This is a genomic window from Desulfonatronospira sp. MSAO_Bac3, from assembly GCF_003838035.1.
GTDB lineage: Bacteria > Desulfobacterota > Desulfovibrionia > Desulfovibrionales > Desulfonatronovibrionaceae > Desulfonatronospira > Desulfonatronospira thiodismutans.
The window spans coordinates 31256-54873 of the sequence record NZ_QYZY01000057.1; the positions used below are offsets into that span (position 1 = coordinate 31256).

Sequence of the window (23618 nt, forward strand, 5' to 3'; positions counted from 1 at the left end):
TTTAAAGATGCTAAGCCGATGCTTTATCGTTGTTCCTCAGTGTTTCTCCACCTGCCCCATGCCCTATGCCCCATGCTCCATGCCCTATGCTCCATGCCCTATGCCTCTTCAACATTTCGGGGCAATGCTGAAAGTACAAACACCGGGTTCTGGGCCTGGAGCCTGACACCTCCGGGCATTTGCCTGCCCCGGCTTATCTGGACCTGGATGACTTCGGTGCTGAAATCCAGGCTGTTTAATGTCTCCACTGCTTTGTGCAGGGTTTCAAAGACCACTAAGTTGAGTATTATGCGTCCGCCGGGCTTAAGGATACGGGCTGTCTGCCGGATTATTTCCGGCAGGTCTTCTCCGCCTCCGCCGATGAACACCCGGTCCGGCGGGGGCAGGTCCTGGATGCCCTCCGGCAGATCCATCTGCAGGACCTCTACTCCAGGGGTCTGAAAACGTCTGATGTTTTCCCGGATATGGCTGATGCGCTCCGGGTCTTTTTCCACGGCTACTATGCGTCCCCCGGTGGTGAACATTGCTGCTTCAATGGCCATGGAACCGCTGGCTGAGCCCAGATCCCAGAATACGTGTCCCGGCTCAAGCCCCAGCTTGGCCAGGGATACCGCCCGCACTTCGGACTTGGTGATCATGCCACGCTGGTGCAGGTAGAAATGATCAGGGGTCCCCAGGGTCAATACCCGGGGCTCTTGAGGTTTTTCAGGGACTGGAAAAAGGATCAGGGCGTTGGGCTCCATGAATTCTTCGTCTGCAGCCTCTGCCGGTGAAAACCAGCGCACGCGCTCGTCCGGCCTGCCCAGTCTTTCCAGTACGCACATGCTCCAGCCTTTGCTTTTGTTTTGCTCCAGTATTTGGGCCGCCCTGGCTGGAGAGTTTCTGGGATCAGTAAAGACAAAAAGAGGCCGGCCGGAGTCTAAGGCTGCAAGCAGATGGCTGTGGCTGCGGCCGTGCAGGCTGACCCAGGCGGCCTGATCCCAGGGCGTCCTGATGCGGGCGAAGGCCCCGGCCATGACTGAAATATTGGGATGGACCTCCAGGTGGTCAGCTCCCAGGTCCAGGATGAGCCGGCGGCCTATGCCGTAAAATAAGGGATCGCCGCTGGCCAGGACCGCTACCTGCCTGTCCAGCATCCAGTTGCGGATGTCCTGGATCAGGTCGTCCAGGGGGGAGGTGATCCGGCGCTTGATGCCCGGGTGCCCGGGGAACCAGTCCAGCTGTTCCTGTCCGCCCACCAGGACATGGGAATCCTGGATAATCTCTAAATGCCTGGCGGTGAGGTCTTCGTACCCCAGACCTGTGCCGATTACCTGTACCCCCGGCATGGCAGGCTACCTGATGTATCCCTGCTCCTCCAGAAAGAGAAAGACTTCCTGGGCGGCTTCAGTGGGGGTCAGGTTGGTGGTGTCAATGTTTATTTCCGGGTTCCTGGGGGGCTCATAAGGGTCGTCAATACCGGTCACCCCTTTCATGGCCCCGGACCTGGCCTTGGCATAGATGCCCTTGCGGTCTCTTTGCTCGCAGATATCTAAGGGGGTGGACATGAAAATTTCCACAAAGCCTCCGTAAGGGGTAATCATGTCCCGGGCCAGGCTGCGGGATTCTTCATAAGGCGCTATGGGGGCGCAGATGGCGATGCCCCGGTTCTTGGTGATTTCCGAGGCCACAAAGCCTATGCGCTGAACATTGAGATTGCGGTGGGCCCGGGTAAAGTCCAGTTCGCTGGACAGGTTTTTGCGCACGATGTCTCCATCTAACAGGGTCACCGGACGCTCGCGCATTTCCATGAAGCGCACGTAAAGGACCTTGGCCAGGGTGGACTTGCCGGCCCCGGACAGACCGGTGATAAATACGGTAAAGCCCTGCCGGTGCCGCGGTGGATAGGCTTTTTTGAGTTCCTGGACCACGCCGGGGAAGGAAAACCATTCCGGGATTTCCAGGTCGAATTCCAGGCGGCGCTTGAGTTCGGCAGAGGAGATTTCCTTAGTCTTCATATCCGGCTCCACCTGGCTTACAGGGAAATACTGGGCCTTGTCCTCCACATAGACCATCTGCTGCAGGGGAATCATCTTTATATCAATTTCATCTTCAAGGGACTTTGTCAGTTCCTGGGCGGCACCCTGGGGGTAAAAGCGTTCCCGGGAATCCCCGGCAAATGGGTCGCCGTGGTCCTGACTGATCATGAAATGCGTGCAGCCGTAGTTGCGCCGGATGATGGCCTCGAAAAGTGCCTGCCTGGGACCGGCCAGACGTCTTTCTAAGGGGATGAGTCCCAGCTGAACCATGTTTCTGGGGAAATTGGTGATAAATTCCTGGTAGCAACGCACCAGGGTGAAGTGGTCCAGGTCATTGGGTCCGGCCCGGCCCACCACGGGATGAATAAAGAGATTGGCTCCGGCCTCCCGGGCCCCGCGCAGAATCATTTCCCGGTGGGCGCAGTGCAGGTGCCGCTCGGTCTGAAACCCGGCCACGTTGCGCCAGCCCCTCTGGGTGAAGATGCGGTGGGTTTGTGCCGGCGAGGTGCGCAGATCAGCAAAGTCGTAATGAAGGGGCAGATGCAGTCCTTCCAGGGTGCCGCCCACGAACCACGGATGAACCTCTTGAAAAAGTTTGCCCACGCCGGGATGTTCGTCCGGCCTGGAAGTCCCGAAAACGGCCCGGGCATGCCGCTTTAAATCCGGCATCCAGACTTCCTGGACGGTAAGCACTGCCAGCATGAAGCCTTCTTCATCCCTCAGGGCCAGAGGCTCGCCTGGATGCAACTTTTGAGCCACTGCTTCGGGTACGTCCAGGCATACGGGCATGGGCCAGACAGTGCCGTCAGTTAGACGCATATTGTCCAGGACGGATTCATAATCGGCCCGGTTCATAAAGCCCACCAGGGGGTAAAAGGCCCGGTTGAGCAGAAGCTCCAGGTCGCAGAGCTGTCTCTGATTTAAATCCATGGACAGATAAACGCCGGCCTCCTGCTTGAGGCGGTCAATGCGGCGGAAATGAACCAGAAGGTTTTCAGAATAGAAGTTGGCTGTGTTTTCAGTGCTCATGGTTTCCCTGCGCGTGCAGTTTATCTGGGATAACTATACTTTATGGGCTTTAAAGGCAAGGGTATAGTTGGGCGAGGGGGCGAGGGGGCGAGAGGGCGACTTGGCGATGAAGAGAATATGCAGAGGACAGAGGGCATGGGGCATAGGGCATGGAGCATAGGGCATGGCGTATGAGGCATGGGGAAGAGTTTATTCCGACTTGCATTCAAGATGATCTTTATGCCCGTTGTCATCAAATATTTGACACCACAGAGATCACAGAGGTTCACAGAGAAAAGCCCTCTTTATCTTAACTCTGTGCCTTCTGTGCCCTCTGTGGTAAAATTCTTTTTCTGTGGGGCGGTTTTCCGAACTTAGAATGATATCTATACTGTCTGGAGAAATCATCTTGATTGCAACTTAAAATTAGCTGTCATGGTGGTGGCAGGATTCAATTCAAAAGCACTATGCCCAGGTTGAGGTAGGTGGCGAAGGCTACCCACAGGGCATAAGGCATGAACAGGATGGAGGCTGAAATTTGTCAGCCTCAAGTGTTCTTTGTTTCATTCAGTTTGTCCGCCAGTTCATTTCCTTGTTCTGCAATGGCTTCAATGGTCAATTCGGGTAATTCTGTGCGCCGCCATTGTGTGTAGTTGAATCTATCCCTGGAGACCGCTGCAAGAAAGCGTTCTGTTTCCACCAGCCCAAGCTTGTTGATTAAAGCCTGCATGCCCTGCATGCGAATTTCCATTTCAGTCTTCATACCAATTCTCCAGTGCTGCGAGGGCGTTGTTTGGAAAGGCTACCTGTATTTCTCTATTTCCGCTTATTTTTTTGTGTATGCGGTCATCGGTGGTGATAAAAAAATCCGCCTTCCCCTCTATTGCGGAGGCAACATGAAGTGCATCATAATTCGAAAGTCCAAAACTGGCAAATCTATGTGCCGTGGCAACCACCTCGGGTGTGGCGAAAATTATACGTTCAGCTAGATACCGCCATCTGGTAATAGCTAAGCGATGTTCTGCGAAAGGGTTTTTTTGGCACTCAAAGTCGAGAGTTGATGACCAGAGTAAACCACACTCTCTTTGCTTGACTTTTTTCTGAATAATTAACTTTGCTTCTGTCTCCAGTCGGATACGTGACTGGTTTTGGTCGTCGTAAGGACGATTGAAGCAACACATGTCAAGGTAAATTAGTTGCATGTCAAAGATTTACTCCATTCATTAAGCTGGCAAGCGGATATCAACTGGTGTTAAGAGCAGAACATGATACCTCTTTACTTTTTCGCAGATATAAAATTACAATTAAGTCACGGTAGCTCATCATGTCAATATGATAATAAAAAAGAATGCCTGATATTTCTCAATTCAAAAGCACTATGCCCAGGTTGAGGTAGGTGGCGAAGGCTACCCACAGGGCATAAGGCATGAACAGGATGGAGGCTGGCCTGCTTATCGGCCAGGAGAACCTGATAAAGGCCAGGATCAGGATCAGGAGCAGGAATATATTCACTAAGGCCAGGGCAGGGCTTTGCAGCCCGAAGAAGAGCCAGGACCACAGGGCGTTTAATACAATCTGGCACCCCCAGCAGACAATGGCCGGATGTTTGATGGAACGGGTTTTTTGCCAGACCAGCCAGCCGGCGATGGCTATCATGAGGTACAGGGTCATCCAGACAGGAGTGAATATCCAGCCCGGAGGGGTAAGCGCAGGTTTGATAAGCTCATTATACCAGGGGCCTGGCCTGAAGATGGCTCCGAATGAAGAGGTGATGAGTACCAGGGCTAAGAATATGATAAATGAGTACATTGGATTTCCTTTTTATTTATCGTCTTTACGGGCGATGAAGGAATACATTACCGGGACCAGGACCAGGGTGACCAGAGTGGAGCTGGCCAGCCCGCCTATGATGGCCCGGGCCATGGGGGCCTGGGCCTCGCCGCCTTCTCCGGCCCCGATGGCCAGGGGGGTCAGGGCGAAGATGGTGGTCAGGGCGGTCATGAGAATGGGCCTGAGTCTCCTGCGTCCGGCCTCCCGGATGGCGGACTGCATGAGCATGCCGTCCCTGCGGCGCAGCAGGTTGGTCTGGGCCACCAGCAGGATGGCGTTGTTCACCAGGATGCCCACCAGCATGATGCACCCTATGTAGGACTGGATATTGAAGGTGGTGTTGGTGAGAAAAAGCATCAGGCAGACGCCGATGATGGCCATGGGCACGGCGAACATGACTATCAAAGGGTCGCGCAGGGACTCGTAGAGGCAGGCCAGGACCATGTACACCAGCACCAGGGCCAGGATAAGCCCCAGTCCCAGTTCTCCAAAGGCCTCCTGCTGTTCTTCGTAGTCCCCGCCGAAACCGATGCTGAAGCCCTGGGGAATGGGCATGAGCTCCAGCTGGCTTCGAATATCGCGCACAACCTCTCCCAGGCTGGTGTCTGCAAAGTCAGCCGAGACAGTAACAATCCTTTCCTGGTCCTTTCTCTCGATATTCATGGGTCCGGTGCCCGGGCGTACGTCCACCAGGTTGCGCAGGGCAATGCCGGTGTCTCCCAGTCCGGCCACGGTGGTGTCTAAGATTTCATCAAGGGGCATGAATTCCGCGTCCTTGAGCTTGACCCGGATGGAATACTCCTCTCCCCGGTCCCGGAAGTAGCCTGCAGTGGAACCTGAAAGCACGGTGCGCAGGGCTTCGCCAGCCTGGGAGACGCTTACTCCCATGCTTTCAGCCCGGGCGCGGTCAACGGTTATGATTTCTTCCGGGGCCTCGGTTTCGCGGCTGATACTGGCATCGCTTATGCCGGGCACAGCTTCCACCAGTTCCTGGACTCTCTGGGACAGGGCCGCAGAGGTATCTAAGTCGTGTCCCCGGATTTCCACCTCCACCCGGTCGCCATCGGATGCGCCCAGGCGCAGGATAAACAGCCCGCCGCCGGCCCTGGTCCTTATCTGCGCCCCGGGAATCCGGTTCAGCTCGCGGCGCAGGTCATTTGCAATCTCCTGGCTGGAGCGGTCTCTTTTACTTTCCTCCACCAAGCTTATGCGGACTTCCCCCAGGTGGGAGCCGGAAAAGCGCCAGCCCACACCGCCCAGAAAGGAAATGACGTTTTCGGCCTCAGGGACCTGGCGCTTGACGATTTCCTCCACCTGCAAAGCGGCCCTGTCCAGGACTTCCAGCCTGGAGCCCACGTCCATTTCTATATTTATGCGCACCTCCCCCTCATCGGTCTCAGGCATCATCTCAGTTCCGATGTAGGGCACCAAGGCCATGCTGGAGATTAGAAGCAGCAGGGCGGTGAGGATGGTCAGGGCCCTGTGCCTGAGGCAGGTGTCCAGCAGGGACTGATAGCTGGATTCAAGGCTGCCGAAAAAGCGTTTAGATACTGCATTTATGCCGCCGACTGTGCCTGTTTTGCCCCCGGCGCAGCTCATGGGGCCAAGACATCTGGAGTAGAGCATGGGCACCAGAAGCAGGGCCACAGCCAGGGAGCAAAGCAGGGAAAAACCCACCACATAGGCCAGCTGGGTAAACATGACCCCGGCCATGCCCCGGATAAATATTATGGGCAGAAATACGGCCATGGTGGTCAAAGTGCTGGCGGTGATGGCTGCTGCCACCTCTCCGGCCCCGGAGACCGAGGCCTGGGGCGGTGGGGAGCCGCCTTCGCGCTTACGGTGGATGTTTTCCAGGACCACTATGGAGTTGTCCACCAGCAGTCCCGCCCCCAGGGCCAGTCCCCCCAGGGTCATGAGGTTTATGGTGAACCCTCCGAAATATATAATGATAAAGGTGGCCACGATGGAGATGGGAATGGCTGCGGCCACGATGGCCGTGCCCCGCAGGCTGCGCAGGAAAAAGAGCAGCACCAGCACGGCAAAAAAGCTGCCGTAGAGCAGGGTTCCGGCCACGTTGGTGATGGACCTCTGGATGTAGCTGGAAGTGTCGATAATGGGGGATATGCCCAGCTGGGGGAACTCACGGTTGATGCGCTCCACTTCCTGCAGGACCTGGCCGGCCACTTCCACGGTATTGGCCCCGGACTGCTTGTTGATGGTAAGCCTGATGCCCGGTTCTCCATTGACCCTGACCAGGCGGGTTATGCGCTCCCAGGAGTCCTGGACATCGGCGATGTCCCCCAGCCTGATGGTGGACCCGTCTCTCTGGGCAATGACTGTTCCTGAGAGTTCCTGCAGGTCGGTGAATTCTCCCAGGATGCGCACGGTGGTCTCATGCTGGTCCTCTTCGCGCACTCCTGCCGGGAAGTTCAGGTTGGCCTCACGGATACGCCGGTTTATTTCCTCTAAGGAAAGGTCCAGGGCCTGGATCTTGCCCGGCAGCAGGTCTACATGGATTTCGCGTTCCAGGCCTCCGCGGATTTCCAGGGCGGCCACCCCGGGGACACGTTCCACCCTGTGGCGCACCTCGTCCTCGATGAGTCGGCGGGCCTCTATGGGGTCCAGGCGGCTGGAGGCCCCCAGGATAAGTATGGGAAAACTGGCCAGGTCGAATTTGCGCAGAAAGGGCCGGTCGGCATCAGTGGGCAGGTTCGGGGCGACCCGGTCCAGGCGGTCGCGCAGGTCATTGGCGGCTGCATCCAGGTCCGTTCCCCAGGCAAAGCTGACCCGGATATCGCTTAAGCCCTCCACCGACCTGGAATATATTTCATCTACCCCGGGTACGGCGCTGAAGGCCCGTTCCAAAGGCCTGGTAATTAGGTTTTCGACCTCCTGCGGTCCGGCATGTTCATAATTAGTGCGCACGCTGATGGTGGGGTAGGTGATGTCCGGCATGAGGTCTATGGCTACTCTGGACAGGGAGACCAGGCCCAGCAGCAACACTATCAAGGAGGCCATGGTCACCAGGACCGGGCGGGAGACTGCGAAAGAGGAGAGCTTGTTCATTTCTGGCTTTGTTGGTAAATCTATTATCTGTTATTTGTTGTCGGATATCCGATGGCGGTCCACAGGCAAGGCTGACTATTTAAGCCTATAAAAATGCAAAGCTTCCAACAAGGCTGCCTCTACCCGCATCCATTCCCCAAGTCCCTGAATCCCCCAATTCCCCAATCCCTAAATTCCTGAAATCCCTGAATTCTCACTCCCCGAATCCTTCAGGTACGACAATGTCAGCCCCGTCCACCAGCAGGTGCCTGCCCGAGGTGACCACGTAGCCCTCCAGCTCAGGCTCAATTATTTCCACCAGCCGGCCGTCCTGAAGCCCTGTGCGCACCGGGACGAAATGTGCCTGCATGGTGTCCCTGTGGGCCACAAAAACCCCATGGGAGCCGTTGCGGCGGGCCAGGGCCGCCGAGGGGACAGCTGTGGCCTGCGGCCTTTGACCCAGTTCAATCTGCACCCGGACAAACATTCCCGGGGCCAGACGACCGTCCGGGTTGGGCACAAGCACCTCCGCCCTGGCCTGACGGGTGGCATCCTCCAGCAGAGGGGCCAGGCGGATGATGGTTCCCTCAAGCTGCAGGTCTGAAAAGGCGTCCGGCTTGATTACAGCACTCTGGCCGGTGGATATGAAGGGATAGTCCCGTTCGATTACATTTATGACCGCCTTGAGATTTCTGGTGCAAATGATGGTGACTATGGGCTCGTTGGCCTGCAGCATGTCGCCTTCGTCCACAAAGCGGCGGGCCACCCGGCGGGTGGGGTCATCCCCGGACCATCTGGCCCGGATGGTGGTATATTCCAGCCTGACCCTGGCAGCCTCTAAGGCGGCCTGTCTCTGCCTGACCTGAGCCTGGGCCACATCATGTCTGGACTGGCGGACATCAAATACAGACTGGGCCTGGTCCAGCTCGGACTGGGAGAGATTGCCCCTTTCAAAAAGCCTTTGGGAACGGTCCAGGTCTTTTCGGGCCACCTCCAGCTCACTGGAGCTTTCCACCAGTGCAGCCCGGGCGAGCTCCAGTTCAGCCGTGGCCATATGGACCTCCTGGGCGAATTCTTCGCTGTCCAGCTCTGCTATGATGTCCCCTCTGGCCACCCGGTCTCCGATATCCACGTGCAGTTTTTCAAGTCTGCCGGACACCCTGGGGGCGACCTGAAATGATGTTTCAGCCACCAGGGTGCCGGTAATCTCTGCACGGTGGAGCAAAGTCTCGGTGCGTACCGGCTCGACGCTTACGGCCTGAGCTCTCTGGCCCGGGCCATTGGAGGCGGGTTCAGGAAAAAGGATGTCCTGGTAGACCTTGTATCCCATCAGTCCCAGAAATGAGAGGATAATGGCCAGAGTCACAAATTTTTTCATTTTTTCATATCTCCTGCGGGGAAAAACATAATAGCCATTAAAACAGCTCCGGACAAGTTTTTTTGGATAATTTGCACAAAAATACTGAGCTCTCTTTTTACCCATTTTGCGTCAAACCTGAAATGGGTAAAAAAGGTCAGACATAAGATGTGCTGAGTAATGATGTTTGCGCTTTATTTACATCCCGGATGAGTGTATTATTTATCTGACAATGAGAATCTGTCTGGAATCCTGCCGAGACATGGTGATGGGGTAACCATTCAAAAAGCGCAGGAAACGGCCCGGGACAGTCCCCAGTCACGCCAGAGGCGTGAGTCCCAGTAGCCACCACCGAGGCCCCCCTGAATGGTTACGTGATGGCTGACAGAAGAGTGACAAATGATTAAAGGTGCAAACCAGGGCAGCATGATTAATGGTGCTTGTGCTGTCCGGGGCCTTTTTTGATTCAAGGAGGCAGCAGGTTATGATTACCCGCAGAAATTTTGTCAAAGGCGTGTTTGCAACTGCAGGCACATTCTTTTTTGCCGGGTGCTCCGAGGCTGGAAACCCCGGGGTGGGCAACAGCGAATGGACTCCAGCTTATGCCCGGCTGGAAGAAGAGGGCAGGCTCAAGGACAGGGTGGATGAGGCCTATGGCCGACTGGAGAAGTGTACCCTTTGCCCCCACAAGTGTGGTGTGAACCGGCTTGACGGCGAAGAAGGCTTTTGCCGGGCCCCGGGCCGGGCCGTGGTGCACAGCAGGTCACCGCATTTCGGGGAAGAGCTGCCCCTGGTGGGGGATAACGGATCCGGGACAATCTTTTTCTCCAACTGCAACCTGCGCTGCGTGTTCTGCCAGAACTGGCCCATAGCCCATGAAGGGCGGGGCAGGGAAGTGGAGGATGAAGAGCTGGCGGAAATGATGCTGGATCTGCAGCGGCGCGGTTGCCACAACATAAACCTGGTTACTCCCACCCATGTCATGCCCAATATTCTAAGCGCCACAAGAATAGCCATGAAAAATGGCCTGAATCTTCCGCTGTGCTACAATACCGGGGGCTATGAACTCGTGGAGAATATCGAGCTTCTGGACGGTATAGTGGATATCTATCTGCCGGATCTCAAATTCATGGGCAGTGATGAGTCTGCAAAGTACGTTCTCGAAGGACGCGGGGACTATCCGGAAATGGCTCAGGATTCAATAATTGAGATGAACCGCCAGGTCGGGGTGTTGGAGAAAGACGAAAGGGGTGTTGCCAGAAGAGGCGTCATGGTCCGCCACTTAGTCATGCCCAACCGGGTGGCCGGGACCAGGGAGTTTGTAGACTGGGTGGCAGAGAACCTGCCCGGGGACACTTATGTCAATATCATGTCCCAGTACCGGGTGGAGCATATGGCCTTTGAATACGACAAGATTGCCAGATCCACAAACTCAAGGGAATTTGTGGAGGCAATCGACTGGGCCAAAGAAGCAGGCCTGACAAACTTGGACGAAAGGTCCATGTCCCAGTACAGGCTGCATCGGCGCAGGATGTCCTGAGTTTCTCAGTTGTCATACGCCAAGGTGTAAAAAATAGTTAAGAGTTTGCTCACGCCAGGGCGTCAGCGCGCTAAGAGCTTAAGAGTTATCTCACGCAAAGACGCTAAGGCGCAAAGAAAAAACACTTATGGCTTTCCAGCTTAGCTGCTTTGGGCCGTTGCGTGAGGCTGGTTTTCTCCTTGTTTTAAATGAGCTCACTGGCTTTAAGCCCAGATGCCGGAAATCTCCCGGCTGCAATGGCTGCATTTGCCTTCCTGTATGTCCATGCTGTCGATGACGAAGCCCACCCGGTTGATTATCTTTTCGCCACATCCGGGACAGAAAGTGTTTTCTCCCTCGTGGCCGGTCACCCGGGAAACGTAGACATGGTTCAGCCCGGCCTGCATTGCTGTTTCCCGGGCCTGGTCCAGGGTGGACACCGGGGTCCTGGGCAGCCCCGATAGCTGGTACAGGGGGTAAAACCGGGCCAGGTGCAGGGGTACGTCTGGACCCAGTTCATTTTTTATCCAGCTGCACATTTCATTTATCATCTCCATGTCGTCGTTCAGGGTGGGGATAACTATGGTGGTTATTTCTAAGTGCAGGCCTTTTTCCCGGATGGTTTTAAGGGAATCTAAGACCGGCTGCAGTTCTCCCCCGACAACCTCCCTGTAAAACTCTTGATCAAAGCTTTTCAGGTCCACGTTGACTGCATCCACGGAGTTGCAGATCTCCTGCAGGGGTTCAGAATTGATGTAGGCCGCCGTGTGCATCAGGTTTAAAAGCCCCTGCTCCCGTGCTTTTTCAGCTGTTTTTTTCATGTATTCATAAAATATTACCGGCTCTCCAAAGGCGTAGCTCAGTGACTTAAGGCCAGCGTCCATGGCATGTTTTACCACTGCTTCAGGGGGCATGTCGTAGGCGTGTACCTCTTCGGGATCCACCAGGGCCATGTCCCAGACCTCGCAGAACTTGCAGGAGAGGTTGCACCCGGCGGTGGAGATGGACAGGGCCCTGGTCCCGGGCAGGACGTGAAAAAATGGTTTGCGCTCCACAGGGTCCTCCTGGATAAGGGCCGGGTTGGAGTGGGCCAGGGTATAGCCCTTGCCATCGCGGTTCTCTCTTACCCGGCAAAGAGATCTTTCCCCGGGTTTGAGCCGGCATCCATTGGGGCAAAGTGCGCACTCTATTTTGGAGTCTTCCACACTGCTGAACCAGGCAGCCTCCCTGGGGCTGGTAAAGCCCATCCGGGCTGTCTGGGGCTGCTCAGCCTCGGGTGGGGCTGTCTGGGCCATGACTTTGGAAGAAGCCACGGCAATGCCAGCAGCGCAGAGCGAACATGCCCCCATGGCGCTTTTGATGAATTTATTACGGCTGATTTTTAACTTGCTTTGTGTATTTTTCATAAGACCTCCCTGCAGTCGGAAAGACTGCAAAGATACGCCTGCGAAAATTTGAACGCAGGCAATAAGTTGTAAATGGTCCGGATCATCCGATGCAAAATAATACATGAACACGTTCCCGGCAACAAGTTTCCGGGAAAATATGTCATCCCAGGGGGCGAAAAAGTGCCGGTGCCTGTCCCCTCCGCCGGGGTAGCCGCATGTTAATATGCGGATTCAGCCTGGAAAGACAGTTCTTGACGTCTCTTAACACCCTGGTTGACTTTTGGAAAGGGGGAGGGCATTGCATGAGAGGTTTTACCCTCTCTGCAGTGCAAAGGCATCCTGTTATGGAAACCTGGTATGTTTATTCCCTTTCAGCGCTTGTGCTCATGGGCCTTCAGCGCTTCCTGTATAAAGTGGCGGCTTCTAAAAACTGCAGCACTTTCAGGACCACCTTTGTCTTTATGGCCACTGTGGGTGTGCTCGCGGGTGCTGTCACCCTGATTCGGCGTCCGGAGATAGCTGACCCGGGATTTCTGGTTTTCATATCCCTGGCCAACAGCCTGACCTTTGCAAGCGCCACACTTTGCCACATCCAGGCCCTGAAGTATGTGCCAGTGGCAGTGGCCTATCCTCTGATCCGCATGAACATCGTCCTGGTTGTCCTTTTTGCGGTTTTTTTCCTGCAGGAGAGCCTGGCTCTGCAGCAGGTGCTTGGCCTTTTATTCTCCCTGGCCACTGTATGGATTCTGGGAAGGGACAAAAATTCAGACTTTCAGGTTTCAGGCAGGGCCAGGGGTCTCTTGCTGGTCTTTCTGGCCATGCTGGCCGGAGGTCTGTCCGCCATTACCTGCAAGTTTGCAGCTGATTATACCGATATATGGGCTTTTATGGCCCTGTCCTACATATTTTCCACCCTGTTCACCTTGGCCCTGGCACCAAGGATGTTCGCCGCTTCCCAGGATCCCGGTCCGGGAAGGCTGGCCCTGGGTATCGGGCTGTTGATGGGTCTTCTCAACCTGGCCGGCTTCTATCTTTTCCTGCGTGCCCTGGCTCTTGGTCCTTTATCCGTTGTGGCTGTAGTCAACGGCATGAACTTTCTTGTTCCGGTGCTGCTGGCGGCGATATTTTTCAGGGAGCGCCTGGATGCTTACCGCTTCCTGGGCCTGGCCCTGGCCGTTGCAGCTCTGTGGCTTTTGAGGGCCTGAAGTCGGGAGCCTGGAAGTTCTGTTTACCTTCATGGTCTTGCCGATCCATTGGAAATTTCGGACCAGTGCTTTTTTTGCAGGTGCATCCAGAACCTGGTTCTGGAGGGTTCTGGTGGTATTTTTTCAAGACTGTTGAAAGTAGTGTAAAATAAATTTTATTTAACACCTTAAGGGGTATGCTTTGTTGTTTATTATACAGTCCACGGATATTTATACTGTATATGATAATTATAAAGTAGCAGTTTATATGTCCACTGCGTAAACAGATACAAAAAAAGGGCTGAACTGTTACATTTTTAAAAGAGTATTGTTATTTAAAGCATGTGAAATTGTGAACAATATTTTTATGTTTATTGGTTGACACGATTTTTTATGGTTGTTAATTATTAAATTTAATATGCAGAACACATTCGAATTTTTTGTTTGATATACATGGCAAAAAATTGGTTGCAAAAAGGATTTGCTTAATAAAAGTATGGACAGCCCAGGTTGTTCTTGAAGATATGATTTTCGGGCGAAAGCCCGATTGAGGCATCTATGTTTTTGTCCAACATTATAACCTGGAGGTTTTATGGCTTCAAACAAAACAGAAAATGGTGATGCAAGGGTGGTAGACTACAAGCAGATGAATATCCCTGATGACTTGTCTGACAGCGAGCGTCAGATGTATGAAGACAATCAGACTGTGCAACTCAAGGATAAAAATACCGGCGAAACCGTAGAAGTTTCAAGGACAGAGGAATCCCCCGAACTGGGCAAGCTGCTTATGGTCTGTGGGATCATCGGGGCAGTCCTGGTGGCAGGGTTTCTTATATTTTCCCTTGTTTCCTGAACATCCCGCGTCCCTGGCCGGCACCGTACTGCCGGGTTCCTGATTCACAGGTTCCTTTTTAGTCAGACAGGCTGAATGGCTACAGAACAAGAGAGAAAGAGGCGTGGTCCTCCACGGACCACGCCTCTTTTTGCGAAGTTTGATGTTCTGGATGGCTGGGTGTAGGGTGCATGTGAACATGCATTGAAAACACAAGGAGGTGAGCATATATGTCTGTGACTGTTAGCGTGCTGCTGGCTGTTCTGGTGGGCGGGGCTGTGCTTGGGCTTCTGGCCTGGAAGGGCGGGGAGAGCTGCACCCCGTGACTGTACCTGTATATCCCGCTGGGAGCGGGAGTTCTGGCTTTTTTTGTTTTTTCCAGGCTGTTATAGCCTTGAGGGTTTTGCAGGTTTTGCGAAAAAGGTGTCAGCGCTAAAAAAACCGGCAGGCCCGGTCCCTGGCAGGGGGTGAAGCTGGGGCCTGCTTTAACAGGACTTTCTGGCCGGTCTTAAGCCTCCTTGTTTACCAGTACTCCGAGCATATCCTCTATGGATTCGGCCAGGCTCAGGATCTCATCAGAAGGTATCTTGCGGATGATTTTGTCGCTTGTCGGATCCAGCACCTCCACCTGGATGCTCTCGCCTTCACCCTGAAACTGGAAATTCAGCTTGACCCCCATGGAACTCATGTATTCCTTGATGGAGTTGGCTGCTCCCAGGATCTTGTCCTCGTCCAGATCCTGGGCCGAAGTCTGAGGGTGAACAATGGTTTTTGTTTCTTCGGCGCTTTTGGGTTGGGCCCCTCCGGTCTTGAGAGTTGGGGCTGCCAGGGGATTTATGTCAAAATTGGTTATCTTCATTGCCGGCCTCCTTTATGCTTATTTTATATATCGGACAGAAGGCCGAAAACTTTAGCCGGGAAAATCCGGTCAACTCCAGGCGACCCGGTCTTCAACAGGGTCGTAATAGAATTTGCAGGCCTTTTGCTCTTTTTGTACCTGCACTGTCTTGCCGGATATGGTGATAACCGTGCCCGGGTAAACTGTGTCCGTGACCTTGAGCACCAGGCTGGTGCTTTTTTTGAATTCCTCCCTTTTTTCCTCCAGCTGCCTTTCTGTTTCCAGAAGCCTTTCCTGGATGGTGGAATAGACGTTCATGATTTCCTTGATGACTTTTTTCTGTTCCGGGGTGGACTTTTTCAGGTCAAAGGAAGAGATTTTTTTGTTTATCTCGTCCTTGTGTTTTTTCAGCTCTTTTTTCTGGTCAAGAAGGCTCTGCAGCTCTTCCGGAACCAGGCCTATGTTCACCTCTGTCCTGACACCGTAGCTGGAACCCAGTTCCCGGACCTCCATGCCCTTTTCAGCAGTGATCTTACCGCCCATGACCTTGCCTTTTCCCTGGGAAACCACCCTGTCCTTGCAGACAACTGTACAGTTGGTAAGGTTGTTGGCAAAGGAGACCTGGCCCACGGCCATGATATTGGCGTTTTCGGCAAACTTGCAGCGAAGGCTGCCCTTGACCTTGATGTATCCGGAGCCTTTCATGACCACTCCGCCCTGGACCTCGATGTTGCCCCCGGCAAGGACCTGGGCGTCCTCAATGTTTTTATGCACAATCAGGTGTTCCGGACAGCGCACAGAGAAGGTGTCCCTGACGGTGCCCATGACTTCCAGAGAGCCCTTGTTCAGCTTGATGTTGCCGGTGGACAGAGCCACATCACCGTTGACCTGCAAAAAGTCCAGAACAGAGACCTGCTTTTCCTGAAAAAGGACCAGGCCTGCCGATTCGGCCACGAGTTCTCCGGTGGAGGGGTCCAGGCGGACATTTTCTCCCGGCCCCAGAGGGCATTCCTTGCCGTCTCTGCCGGGTATCACGTTGCCGAACACGTCCTGTCCATCGCGCCCCGGGGTTGCCTGGTGGATCCTGCCCAGGACGGTTCCTTCTGCAACAGAGCGGTAGACGCTTCGCTCCCGGTAATCAACCCTGCGGGTGACGTCGGAATCGTCAACTTCTTCCTGCTGCAGTGAAGAGGCCAGCTCAAAGTAACCGTTGCGGCCGTGCTTTGCCGGAGTTCCCCTGGCAACCACGGCTATCTGGGGGGACTGGGTTTTGTGAGCGTTTTCCAGGGCTGTCTCAATGGCGTTTTGTTCCACCATGCTTTCCGCAACTTTCATGTCAGTCAGGGCTTTGAGGAGCTGCTCAATCTGGATTTCCAGCTCATAATAGTCCCTGGGGAAGATAATGCTGACTATCCGGCTTTTCTCGCCGACAATGCGAAAAAGGGGCTTTACATCTATTTTTCCGGGATCCATCTGCACCAGGCCGTAACCCTTGGCCAGAACTCCGCCGGACTTGGAGTCCAGTTTGCAGCCAGAACCCAGAACCATTTCCTGGTAATACTCCTGATCCAGCTTATGGGGAAGAACAGGGCGTCCAAAGACGTTTTTTCCCGACTGGTCCTGTTCAGCCCTGGCATAGACCCCTATCAGGGTGCCCTTGAACACCGGCAGTGAGAGATTGCCCCTGGGCTCGAAAAAGCTGGCCCCTTTTTTGCGGGGCATGATGCCGGTCATGATGGTCATGTCTTTTATGGGCGAGCCGGACCATGACCTGAGCAGTATATTGTTCAGCAGGCCTTCATCGGGTTTGAGCAGGACGTCGAGTCTTGCCAGTTCGGCATAGATGTCCTCCAGGCTTAGATTTGACTGGGTTCCCGGAGGTGGGGAATAGTTTTTGACTTTGACACTCATGCGGTCTTCTGAAACCACAAGTTCCAGGCCAGAAGAACCGGCTGATCCGTCCCTGTTGTCCGTCATGCTTCACCACTCCCTGATGCAGGTGGCAGATATTCGAATCTATTTAGACAGCGCTTTTAAGGAAAGCAGGGGACAGTCCCCGTGCCACATGTAAAGCGTTGACCAGATACATTCCCGCAGACTTTCTGTAGACGCATCTTATCTGGGCAGAAAACGCTGCAGCATATCCCTTGCTCCGTTTTCCTGTTCCTCATTTTCAGGGTCCATCTGGTCCATCAACTGCTGCAGCAGGCCTTCGCCCTTTTCCCGCAAGAGGTCGCGTACTATATCCTCAATATCCAGGCCGACACTTACGTCGTCAAAGGGGCCGCGGATGCGCAGGGGTATTCCTGCCTGGGGAAGGGCATATCTTTCTTCGATTTCTTCTTTCAGTGCACCGGCAAGGGTCACTCTGGCCCGGGATTCCAGGTAGGACTCCGGAAGGTCTAAGCGCATGTCTCCGGTCATGCCCAGGGCAGGAGAGTCAAGCTCCAGATCCTGGGAGGAGGCGATGCCGGATGCTATATCAAAGCTGCCCTTGAAACTGGAAAACCTGGTTGTTTCTTCATCGTCCCTGCTGGGTCTTTCTTCGCCAAAGGCCGCAGCAAAGCCGTCCCGGATCATGTGGTCCAGGTCCATGCCCCGGATGGTCCCGTCGCGTACTTCAATCCGTGCCTCGCCGAAAAGGTTTTCCAGGAACAGGTCGGTGTTTTTTCCGAAGGTCTTGAGTTCACTGTCCAGTTCGGCAGTGCCGGACAAAAAGTCCTTTTCCGCCACGTCCTGCAGAAGAGGTTTTACCTGCACATCCCTCAAGGAGCTGTCCATCTCGATATGGGCTTCATCCTGCACGTCTTTCAGGGAAAGAAGTCCCTCAAAAGTGCCCTGGTAAAGTTTTGCCGTGAGCGGAGATATGACCATCTCCCCGTTTCCCGAAGTTATCTGTGCGCTCAGTTCGTCGATTACCGCCTGGTAAGCCTTGAGACTGGTCAGCTTTATTTCCCCTTCCAGGGCGAGATCGTGCAGAAAACCCAGGTCCATATTATTTTTATCGTCATTTTCCGGATTTGAATTAGGGCTGTTGCCGGGGTTGTTGCCCGTCTCAGAGTTTTCCTCCGGTGGAGGCATGATGCGGTCCAGGTCCAGATTGTCTCCCTCCAGGTCGATTCTGATCTGTGGGACGGCGTCCAGTTCACGGGCACTTATTTTTCCGCTAAGATCGGCGTCCAGTGCCTGGATGGATAGTTCTGAAAATTCCATGCTGTTCGCCCCGAAGGCATAAACAATGTCCCCGCGTATCCGGGCGTCTTTTACCGGTTCATGTAGAGGTTCCCCGGAAAGATCCAGATCCATGTCCAGCTCTGAAAGCCGGATGGATTTTTCTTCTCCCTGCAGCAGGGCCTGTGTGGTGAGGCTGATTCTGCCATCCAGCTCCGGGCTGAAATTTTTGAATTTCATGTCCGACTGCAGATCAAAAGGCTCGTCCTGCCTGATACGTTCTGTAAGGAGGTCGAGGTCTTCAATACGGAAGTGAACATCTGTACCCATATCTTTGTAGGATATGTTGGAGTCGGTGATTTCAAGCCCGGCGATGTCCAGGGCCGGGATGAAAATGTCTTCGGAATCCTGCTGTGCAGGCTCGTTTTCCCCTGCGTAAGCAAGAGAAGAGCCAAGCATAACGCCTTCTCTGGATTCCTCCGGCCTGGAAGCGATCCAGTTGGGCCGGCCCTGGGCGTCTTTTACCAGGTCCAGGTTAAGACCCTTGAGGACCACACGGTCCATCTGAACCTGGCCCAGAAGCAGAGGCCATACTTTGAGCCGTATCTGCAGGGCTTCAACCGAACCCAGGTTTTCGTCTTCAAAATCCGGTGGATTGGCCACGCTGGCCTTTCCTACATCTATGCCCAGCCAGGGGAGAAAAGAAAGCTCAATATCTCCCTCCAGGGAGACCTCGTAGCCTGTGGCATTGTAAATGCCTGCCTCTACCTCGGGCTTGTGCTTGTTGAAATCAACTATGTGCGGCAGGATGATAATGGCCAGGATAATCAGGAAAAGAAGAATGCCCACAATGGCCAGGGTTAGTTTGATTGTTCTTGCCATGGTTGATTACCTCTCTTTTAATGACTTGTCGGTGTCAGGAGTATCTGTTCAGCTTTTTAAGGAAATCAGGGGACAGTACCCAGGCCTTGTGCCAGTAATCAACACCGAGGACCCCCTGAATGGTTACAAAAAATTAACCGCCGGACCGGGCTTTTGAGCCTTTCAGGAAATTTTGGGCCGCAAAAAATACCGCCTGGGCGGACAGTTACATACAGCCTGAATACAGTATTAAAATACACTCCTTGAATTGGCAATCCCAACGTGGCCCGCAGCACTGTATTTTCCCCGGGTCAGAGCTTTTTTCAATGGTAATCCGGGGGACGGTTTATATTGCCTGCTGCAGGGTGATACAGGCTTTCCAGCATGGAATATTTGTGCATGTCTTCCTGAACCGGGGGGTACTTGTTGGCCTGGTATTCTATCTCCTCTAAGTATTCCCTCCAGTGGTCCAGGTAAAAAGACAGGGCCCGGGCAAAGTTTTTTCCAACCAGTCCGTCCACCAGCAGTCTGCTTATTCTTTTCTGCCTGAAAAGAACATGCTGAGACAGCAGGAAGACCTTGCGCTCTTCACGGGTCATCTGTCTTAGAAGCAGCTTGAGCACCCCCTTGGCCCGGGGCTGATACATCCAGAAGTACATCAAATCCAGTGCGTTGACTATAATAATATTTACCATGTCCCGCTTTTCGTACTCAATGGTAAGCATAAGTTCCCGGGTGGATTCCAGCAGGTCCAGAACGTCGTCCATGGGAAAAAGCATTTCCAGCTGGGCGTAGGTGTCAAAAAGGTGCTGCAGTTTGCGCCGATAGTCCATGATCCTGCGGCGGATATACAGGGCCCTGTCCGCAAATCCCTCGATGATGCCGGCCACTGTGTCTGAGGCCAGCTTGGAGATGATGGTGGCCCATTGCTGCAGGATGCGGTCCACGGCGGCCACACCCATAAAGGCCAGGATGCCCCCGGCTACCCAGTTGAAGACCAGGGCCAGGGGAATGGCCAGCAGACTCCTGAAAAAATTGCCGATGACAGCGGCCCGGGGCAGCCCCCGGAAATAGTTGTGCGTGGAAAGGTACATGCCGTTTACCAGGGAAATGGTGGCATAGACTATTACCGGGTGGGTGGCCACGGTGGCCCCGAATCCCTGGTCCAGGATGAGGGTCTTGAGGATGAAATCCAGAAGCGGGACCGAAAAACCAGTATACATCAGGGAATCGGCAAAACGGTCCCAGCTGACAAAAGTGCTCCACTTGGCTAAGGAAGGCCTGTTGATTCCCCCGCAGCCCAGAACAGACTGGATTACGTTTCGAACCCCGGTGATGCCGAACCAGATGACGGCTCCGAAATACATGAGAATCCACCACTCGTGGGTGAGCAGAAAAGTGAGAAAAGCCGGGATAAATCCAATGCCTATCTTGGAGGCGATCTTGATGCGGGTATTTAGATACTTAAGAGAGGCCAGGCCTCTGGTTCTTTTAGTTTCATTGTGCCTTCCGCCGGGACCGTCCTCCCCGGGGGAGTGTATCCCCCCCAGGGTGAAAATATTACTCTTTTCCGGGGACAGGCTGTAGTAGTCCTGCACGATCCATTCGCGCACTCTCTGGTATTCCAGCCTGTTCAGGGCCGGGATTTTCTTCAGAACCCTGGAGACCCCGGCTGAGAGAAAATTGTAGCGGGTCTTGGGTATATAAGTATCCTGAGTCAGGGATTTTATGCCCACGTCCAGTCTCTGGTGGTCATTCCTGCTCCCGCCCGCAAGCTGCCTGCGGGCGCTTCGTGGAAGCGATTCCGAGAGTATCAGGCCCATGCCGTAAACACGACCGGAACGGCCGGTGGAATCGGATCCGATGCACCCGTAGAGGGGACGGTTCTGATAAAAGGACTGCAGAGTGGATATATCGCAAAGTATTTCCACCAGCTTGTCCCGCCTGGAGGAATCAAGGCTCTGGCGCTCTTCAGCTTCGCGCACCAGCTGCCCCAGGTATTTTTTCAGCTTGATGACGTTACCGGCGTTGATGGCATTCTGCAGGTTTATGATCCTTTCCTTGTCGTGTTCCCGGCCCAGGACCTGGTTTTTCAGGTTCAGGATCTCCAGGTGAGTGATCATGCCCTTGCAGTCGAAAAGGATTTCAATGACGTCCTCTACCTTGAGGTCGCACAGGTTGAGGGTGATGTTGGAATTGGCATGCAGGCTCTTTAGTTTTTCCGCCAGTTCTTCCGGGGTCAGGGTCAAAAGCTCGGGGGGATCTTCAGTCTCGAATATGTCCGGAACGTCAGGGTTCTGGGAAGTGCGCAGGTAGTTTTCGATGATATCGTAGATGTCCGGTTCCTGGACCATGTCATCGGCTTCTCCGGAAGGATCCGGACTTTGCCCGGGACGGCTGTAACAATTTTTTGCCGCCAGTTCTGCAGAGATAAGTTCGTGGATGTATTTGCCCAGGTGGTGTACTGAAACCTGCCCCTGCCCCACGGATTTTAGAAAGCTGTTTTCGTCCAGAGGGGCCAGGTTCAGCCCCATCTCCTGGTTGATTGCCGGAAGATGATTGCGGTTGAAGGAATGCAGCAGGCGCAGGACATAGGACCTGGTCAGGCTGGATATTTCGCGGCCCTGATCCATGAACTGGCGGATGCGCGGGGAGCGCAGAAAATCTATAAATCCTCCGGAGTCACTGAAGCCCCGGGGCACCCAGACCATGCGCACGGGCTTGTCTCTTAGCTTCACGGTGAATTCTATGCCCACCATGACCTTGATGTCCATGATGGAAGCCGCTTGCAGCAGTTCTTCGGCGGCTTCCCGGGGAACATGGTTGTAATAGATAACTGTGAGCCTGCGGATGCCTTTGATCCAGGCGTCCATAATAAGATGTGTGGGTGATTTTCTGCCGGTGGTGTTTACATCGTGGACATGCTCGTCAAAAGCCACCTGGTTCCACTCTTCCGGCATCTCCAGGAGATGGTATCTCTTCAGTTCCGAGCGGACCTTGCGGGGTTTGCCCAGAGAGACCATGGCAAAGTCCCTGGCCAGCTCCAGCTGTCGTCTGCAGTCGCCGTGGCTGCGGACCAGGTTTTTCATTATTTCCACCAGAACCCTGGCGGTGTTTATGCGCATGTGTCCGTGGGAAGTATAAAGGACCTCGTCGCGCAAAGAGCCCAGGGCGCTTATCCTGTCCTGTCGTTCCCCGCTTTCCAGGGATTCCAGGAGCTGAATCACGGAATAGGCTATGCGCTGCGCCCTTGGGGCGGCCATTTCCTTGATGCCGTGAGGGTGCAGATGTGGGGTCAGCAGTCTTTTCTGCTCGGGGTAAGTCTTGCGGGTGTAGACATCATTGACCATGCGCAGGAGATCGTAGTCGCTTTTATCAAAAAAAAGGGGTGATACGTTTTCCTGGTCGGGGCAACTGTGTGTGGATGTGTCCCGGGATGTTATATCTTGTATCTCTTTTTGCATGCCGTAAAAAAGGAATAACTAAAAAACAGGTGTGGACTTGCTTAATAAAATTTTTTTCTTAAACTGAAATGTTTTTTGTAACAACTTTGCTAATCAAATCACAATCATTATTTCCAGTGTGTTGTCAAGCTTCAGCCGCTGATGCAAACCGGCAAATAGTCCGTTTATATGCTTTGCAGCAAAAAAAGGCCCTCCAGCTGGCTGGAGGGCCTTGATGTCGCTTTTGAAAAAAGTCAGCGATTTTTGTTCGTTACTGTTTAGAATCCGGGCTCTTCTCCCGGGTCACCGTAGGGATCTTCGCCTTCGGGCTGTTCATACCCTTCGGGTGCAGGCTGCTCGTAGGCATCGGGTGCTGGTTCTCCGTAGCCCTCGGGAGCAGGCTGATCGTAGCCTTCAGGCGGTGCCTGTTCTTCAAAGCCTTCTGGTGCGTCCATTTCCTGTTCTGGCTCGCAGCCCATGGAAAAACCAAGTACCAGTACTGCAGCCAGTGTCAATAACGTTCCTTTAATCCACATTTGCCGTTACCTCCTGAAAATCGATTACTGCATTCCTTCAAGGCGTTCCAGGAGCTGGTTCCTGAGTTCTTCATCCACCTGGGCTGCTTCCATGACCTGGTTGTAGGTCTGTACATCCAACCCCTGGGCTTCAACAGCTTCTACCATTTCTTCCCCAGCCTGCTGCTGCAGTTCCTGAGCCCTTTCAGGATCAGAGACTTCCCCCAGTTCCTGCTGGAATCTCTCACGCACATCCGTCACTGCCTGGTAGGCATCAGCAACCTGGTCCAGTTCGGCATCGCTGACATCAATGTCAGGCGCCTGCTGCTGCTGCATCATTTCCTGCTGATACTGCTGCTGTTGGCCTTCCTGCTGGTATTCCTGCTGGGCCTGTACGTTCAGGCCGAAGCCGAGGATCAGCATTACCGCTGCTGCCAGACTGAGAACAATTGAACTTTTCGTGCTAAACATTCAACCCTCCAAATAAATAAATTAATTGTTGTGCCGCACTACCTGTGCAGCAAAGAAACACATAAAATATTTAAAGCAAGTGGTGTGCCAGTCTTGCATTGAGCTTGCAGGCAGGCTGCAGGCAATGGCTGAGAG

Annotated in this window: 18 protein-coding genes; 3 read left to right on the forward strand and 15 right to left on the reverse strand. The window is 53.9% G+C overall.

The features are described from left to right. Window positions 1-98: 98 nt before the first annotated feature. From cbiE to D5S03_RS01955, 8 genes are all read right to left on the reverse strand, one after another. Window positions 99-1328 carry a precorrin-6y C5,15-methyltransferase (decarboxylating) subunit CbiE gene (gene cbiE / locus D5S03_RS01920; RefSeq protein ID WP_287042522.1) on the reverse strand — a complete coding sequence of 410 codons (1230 nt, stop codon included), beginning with the start codon at window positions 1326-1328 and terminating at the stop codon, window positions 99-101. A 6-nt stretch (window positions 1329-1334) separates the two neighbouring features. Beyond that, on the reverse strand, window positions 1335-3047 hold the full coding sequence (locus D5S03_RS01925) for a bifunctional sulfate adenylyltransferase/adenylylsulfate kinase (RefSeq protein ID WP_008871220.1): 1713 nt from the start codon (window positions 3045-3047) through the stop codon (window positions 1335-1337). A gap of 430 nt (window positions 3048-3477) precedes the next feature. Beyond that, window positions 3478-3564, reverse strand: a complete 87-nt coding sequence (locus tag D5S03_RS01930) for a tryptophan-rich sensory protein (RefSeq protein ID WP_353745144.1) — start codon at window positions 3562-3564, stop codon at window positions 3478-3480. Between the two features lie 9 nt (window positions 3565-3573). Beyond that, the gene (locus D5S03_RS01935) at window positions 3574-3789 is read right to left on the reverse strand and encodes a hypothetical protein (protein ID WP_008871219.1); all 216 of its coding nucleotides are present in this window, start codon (window positions 3787-3789) and stop codon (window positions 3574-3576) included. Continuing rightward, entirely contained in the window at window positions 3779-4228 is a 450-nt protein-coding gene (locus tag D5S03_RS01940) for a PIN domain-containing protein (protein ID WP_008871218.1), read from the reverse strand. The genes D5S03_RS01935 and D5S03_RS01940 overlap by 11 nt, the downstream gene beginning before the upstream one ends. Window positions 4229-4388: 160 nt before the next feature. Then, on the reverse strand, window positions 4389-4835 hold the full coding sequence (locus D5S03_RS01945; RefSeq protein WP_008871217.1) for a TspO/MBR family protein: 447 nt from the start codon (window positions 4833-4835) through the stop codon (window positions 4389-4391). A 12-nt stretch (window positions 4836-4847) separates the two neighbouring features. Next, the gene (locus D5S03_RS01950) at window positions 4848-7925 is read right to left on the reverse strand and encodes an efflux RND transporter permease subunit (RefSeq protein ID WP_008871216.1); all 3078 of its coding nucleotides are present in this window, start codon (window positions 7923-7925) and stop codon (window positions 4848-4850) included. Window positions 7926-8118: 193 nt separating this feature from the next. Then, a complete protein-coding gene (locus D5S03_RS01955; protein ID WP_287042523.1) occupies window positions 8119-9282 on the reverse strand; it encodes an efflux RND transporter periplasmic adaptor subunit in 1164 nt (387 codons plus the stop codon). A gap of 463 nt (window positions 9283-9745) precedes the next feature. Between D5S03_RS01955 and D5S03_RS01960 the strand changes: the two genes are divergently transcribed. After that, complete coding sequence (locus D5S03_RS01960; RefSeq protein WP_287042524.1) at window positions 9746-10801, forward strand: radical SAM protein; 1056 nt, start codon at window positions 9746-9748, stop codon at window positions 10799-10801. 203 nt (window positions 10802-11004) lie between these two features. On the opposite strand, the gene amrS is transcribed toward D5S03_RS01960, so the two are convergent. Further along, on the reverse strand, window positions 11005-12186 hold the full coding sequence (amrS, locus tag D5S03_RS01965; protein ID WP_287042525.1) for an AmmeMemoRadiSam system radical SAM enzyme: 1182 nt from the start codon (window positions 12184-12186) through the stop codon (window positions 11005-11007). Between the two features lie 284 nt (window positions 12187-12470). Here amrS and D5S03_RS01970 point away from each other — a divergent pair, with 284 nt between their 5' ends. Together D5S03_RS01970 and D5S03_RS01975 are read left to right on the forward strand one after the other, a co-directional pair. Next, the gene (locus tag D5S03_RS01970; RefSeq protein WP_008871212.1) at window positions 12471-13373 is read left to right on the forward strand and encodes a DMT family transporter; all 903 of its coding nucleotides are present in this window, start codon (window positions 12471-12473) and stop codon (window positions 13371-13373) included. A 571-nt stretch (window positions 13374-13944) separates the two neighbouring features. Next, window positions 13945-14205, forward strand: a complete 261-nt coding sequence (locus D5S03_RS01975; RefSeq protein WP_008871211.1) for a hypothetical protein — start codon at window positions 13945-13947, stop codon at window positions 14203-14205. A 487-nt stretch (window positions 14206-14692) separates the two neighbouring features. Here the strand turns inward: D5S03_RS01975 and D5S03_RS01980 are convergent, their stop codons facing one another. The 6 genes from D5S03_RS01980 to D5S03_RS02005 all read right to left on the reverse strand — a co-directional run bounded on the left by D5S03_RS01980 (window position 14693) and on the right by D5S03_RS02005 (window position 23483). Further along, window positions 14693-15043: a flagellar protein FlaG gene (locus D5S03_RS01980; protein WP_008871209.1), complete on the reverse strand. Its 351-nt coding sequence runs from the start codon at window positions 15041-15043 to the stop codon at window positions 14693-14695. A 69-nt stretch (window positions 15044-15112) separates the two neighbouring features. Next, the gene (locus D5S03_RS01985; protein WP_287042526.1) at window positions 15113-16999 is read right to left on the reverse strand and encodes a flagellar assembly protein A; all 1887 of its coding nucleotides are present in this window, start codon (window positions 16997-16999) and stop codon (window positions 15113-15115) included. 138 nt (window positions 17000-17137) lie between these two features. Continuing rightward, window positions 17138-19075, reverse strand: coding sequence for an AsmA family protein (locus D5S03_RS01990; RefSeq protein ID WP_287042527.1), 1938 nt, complete (start codon window positions 19073-19075; stop codon window positions 17138-17140). Window positions 19076-19377: 302 nt separating this feature from the next. Continuing rightward, the gene (locus D5S03_RS01995) at window positions 19378-22518 is read right to left on the reverse strand and encodes an MFS transporter (RefSeq protein ID WP_287042528.1); all 3141 of its coding nucleotides are present in this window, start codon (window positions 22516-22518) and stop codon (window positions 19378-19380) included. Between the two features lie 257 nt (window positions 22519-22775). Further along, window positions 22776-23033 (reverse strand): hypothetical protein, encoded by a 258-nt coding sequence (locus D5S03_RS02000; protein ID WP_008871205.1) that lies wholly within the window; start codon window positions 23031-23033, stop codon window positions 22776-22778. A 24-nt stretch (window positions 23034-23057) separates the two neighbouring features. Then, window positions 23058-23483, reverse strand: a complete 426-nt coding sequence (locus tag D5S03_RS02005; RefSeq protein WP_287042529.1) for a DUF4168 domain-containing protein — start codon at window positions 23481-23483, stop codon at window positions 23058-23060. Between the last annotated feature and the right edge of the window lie 135 nt (window positions 23484-23618).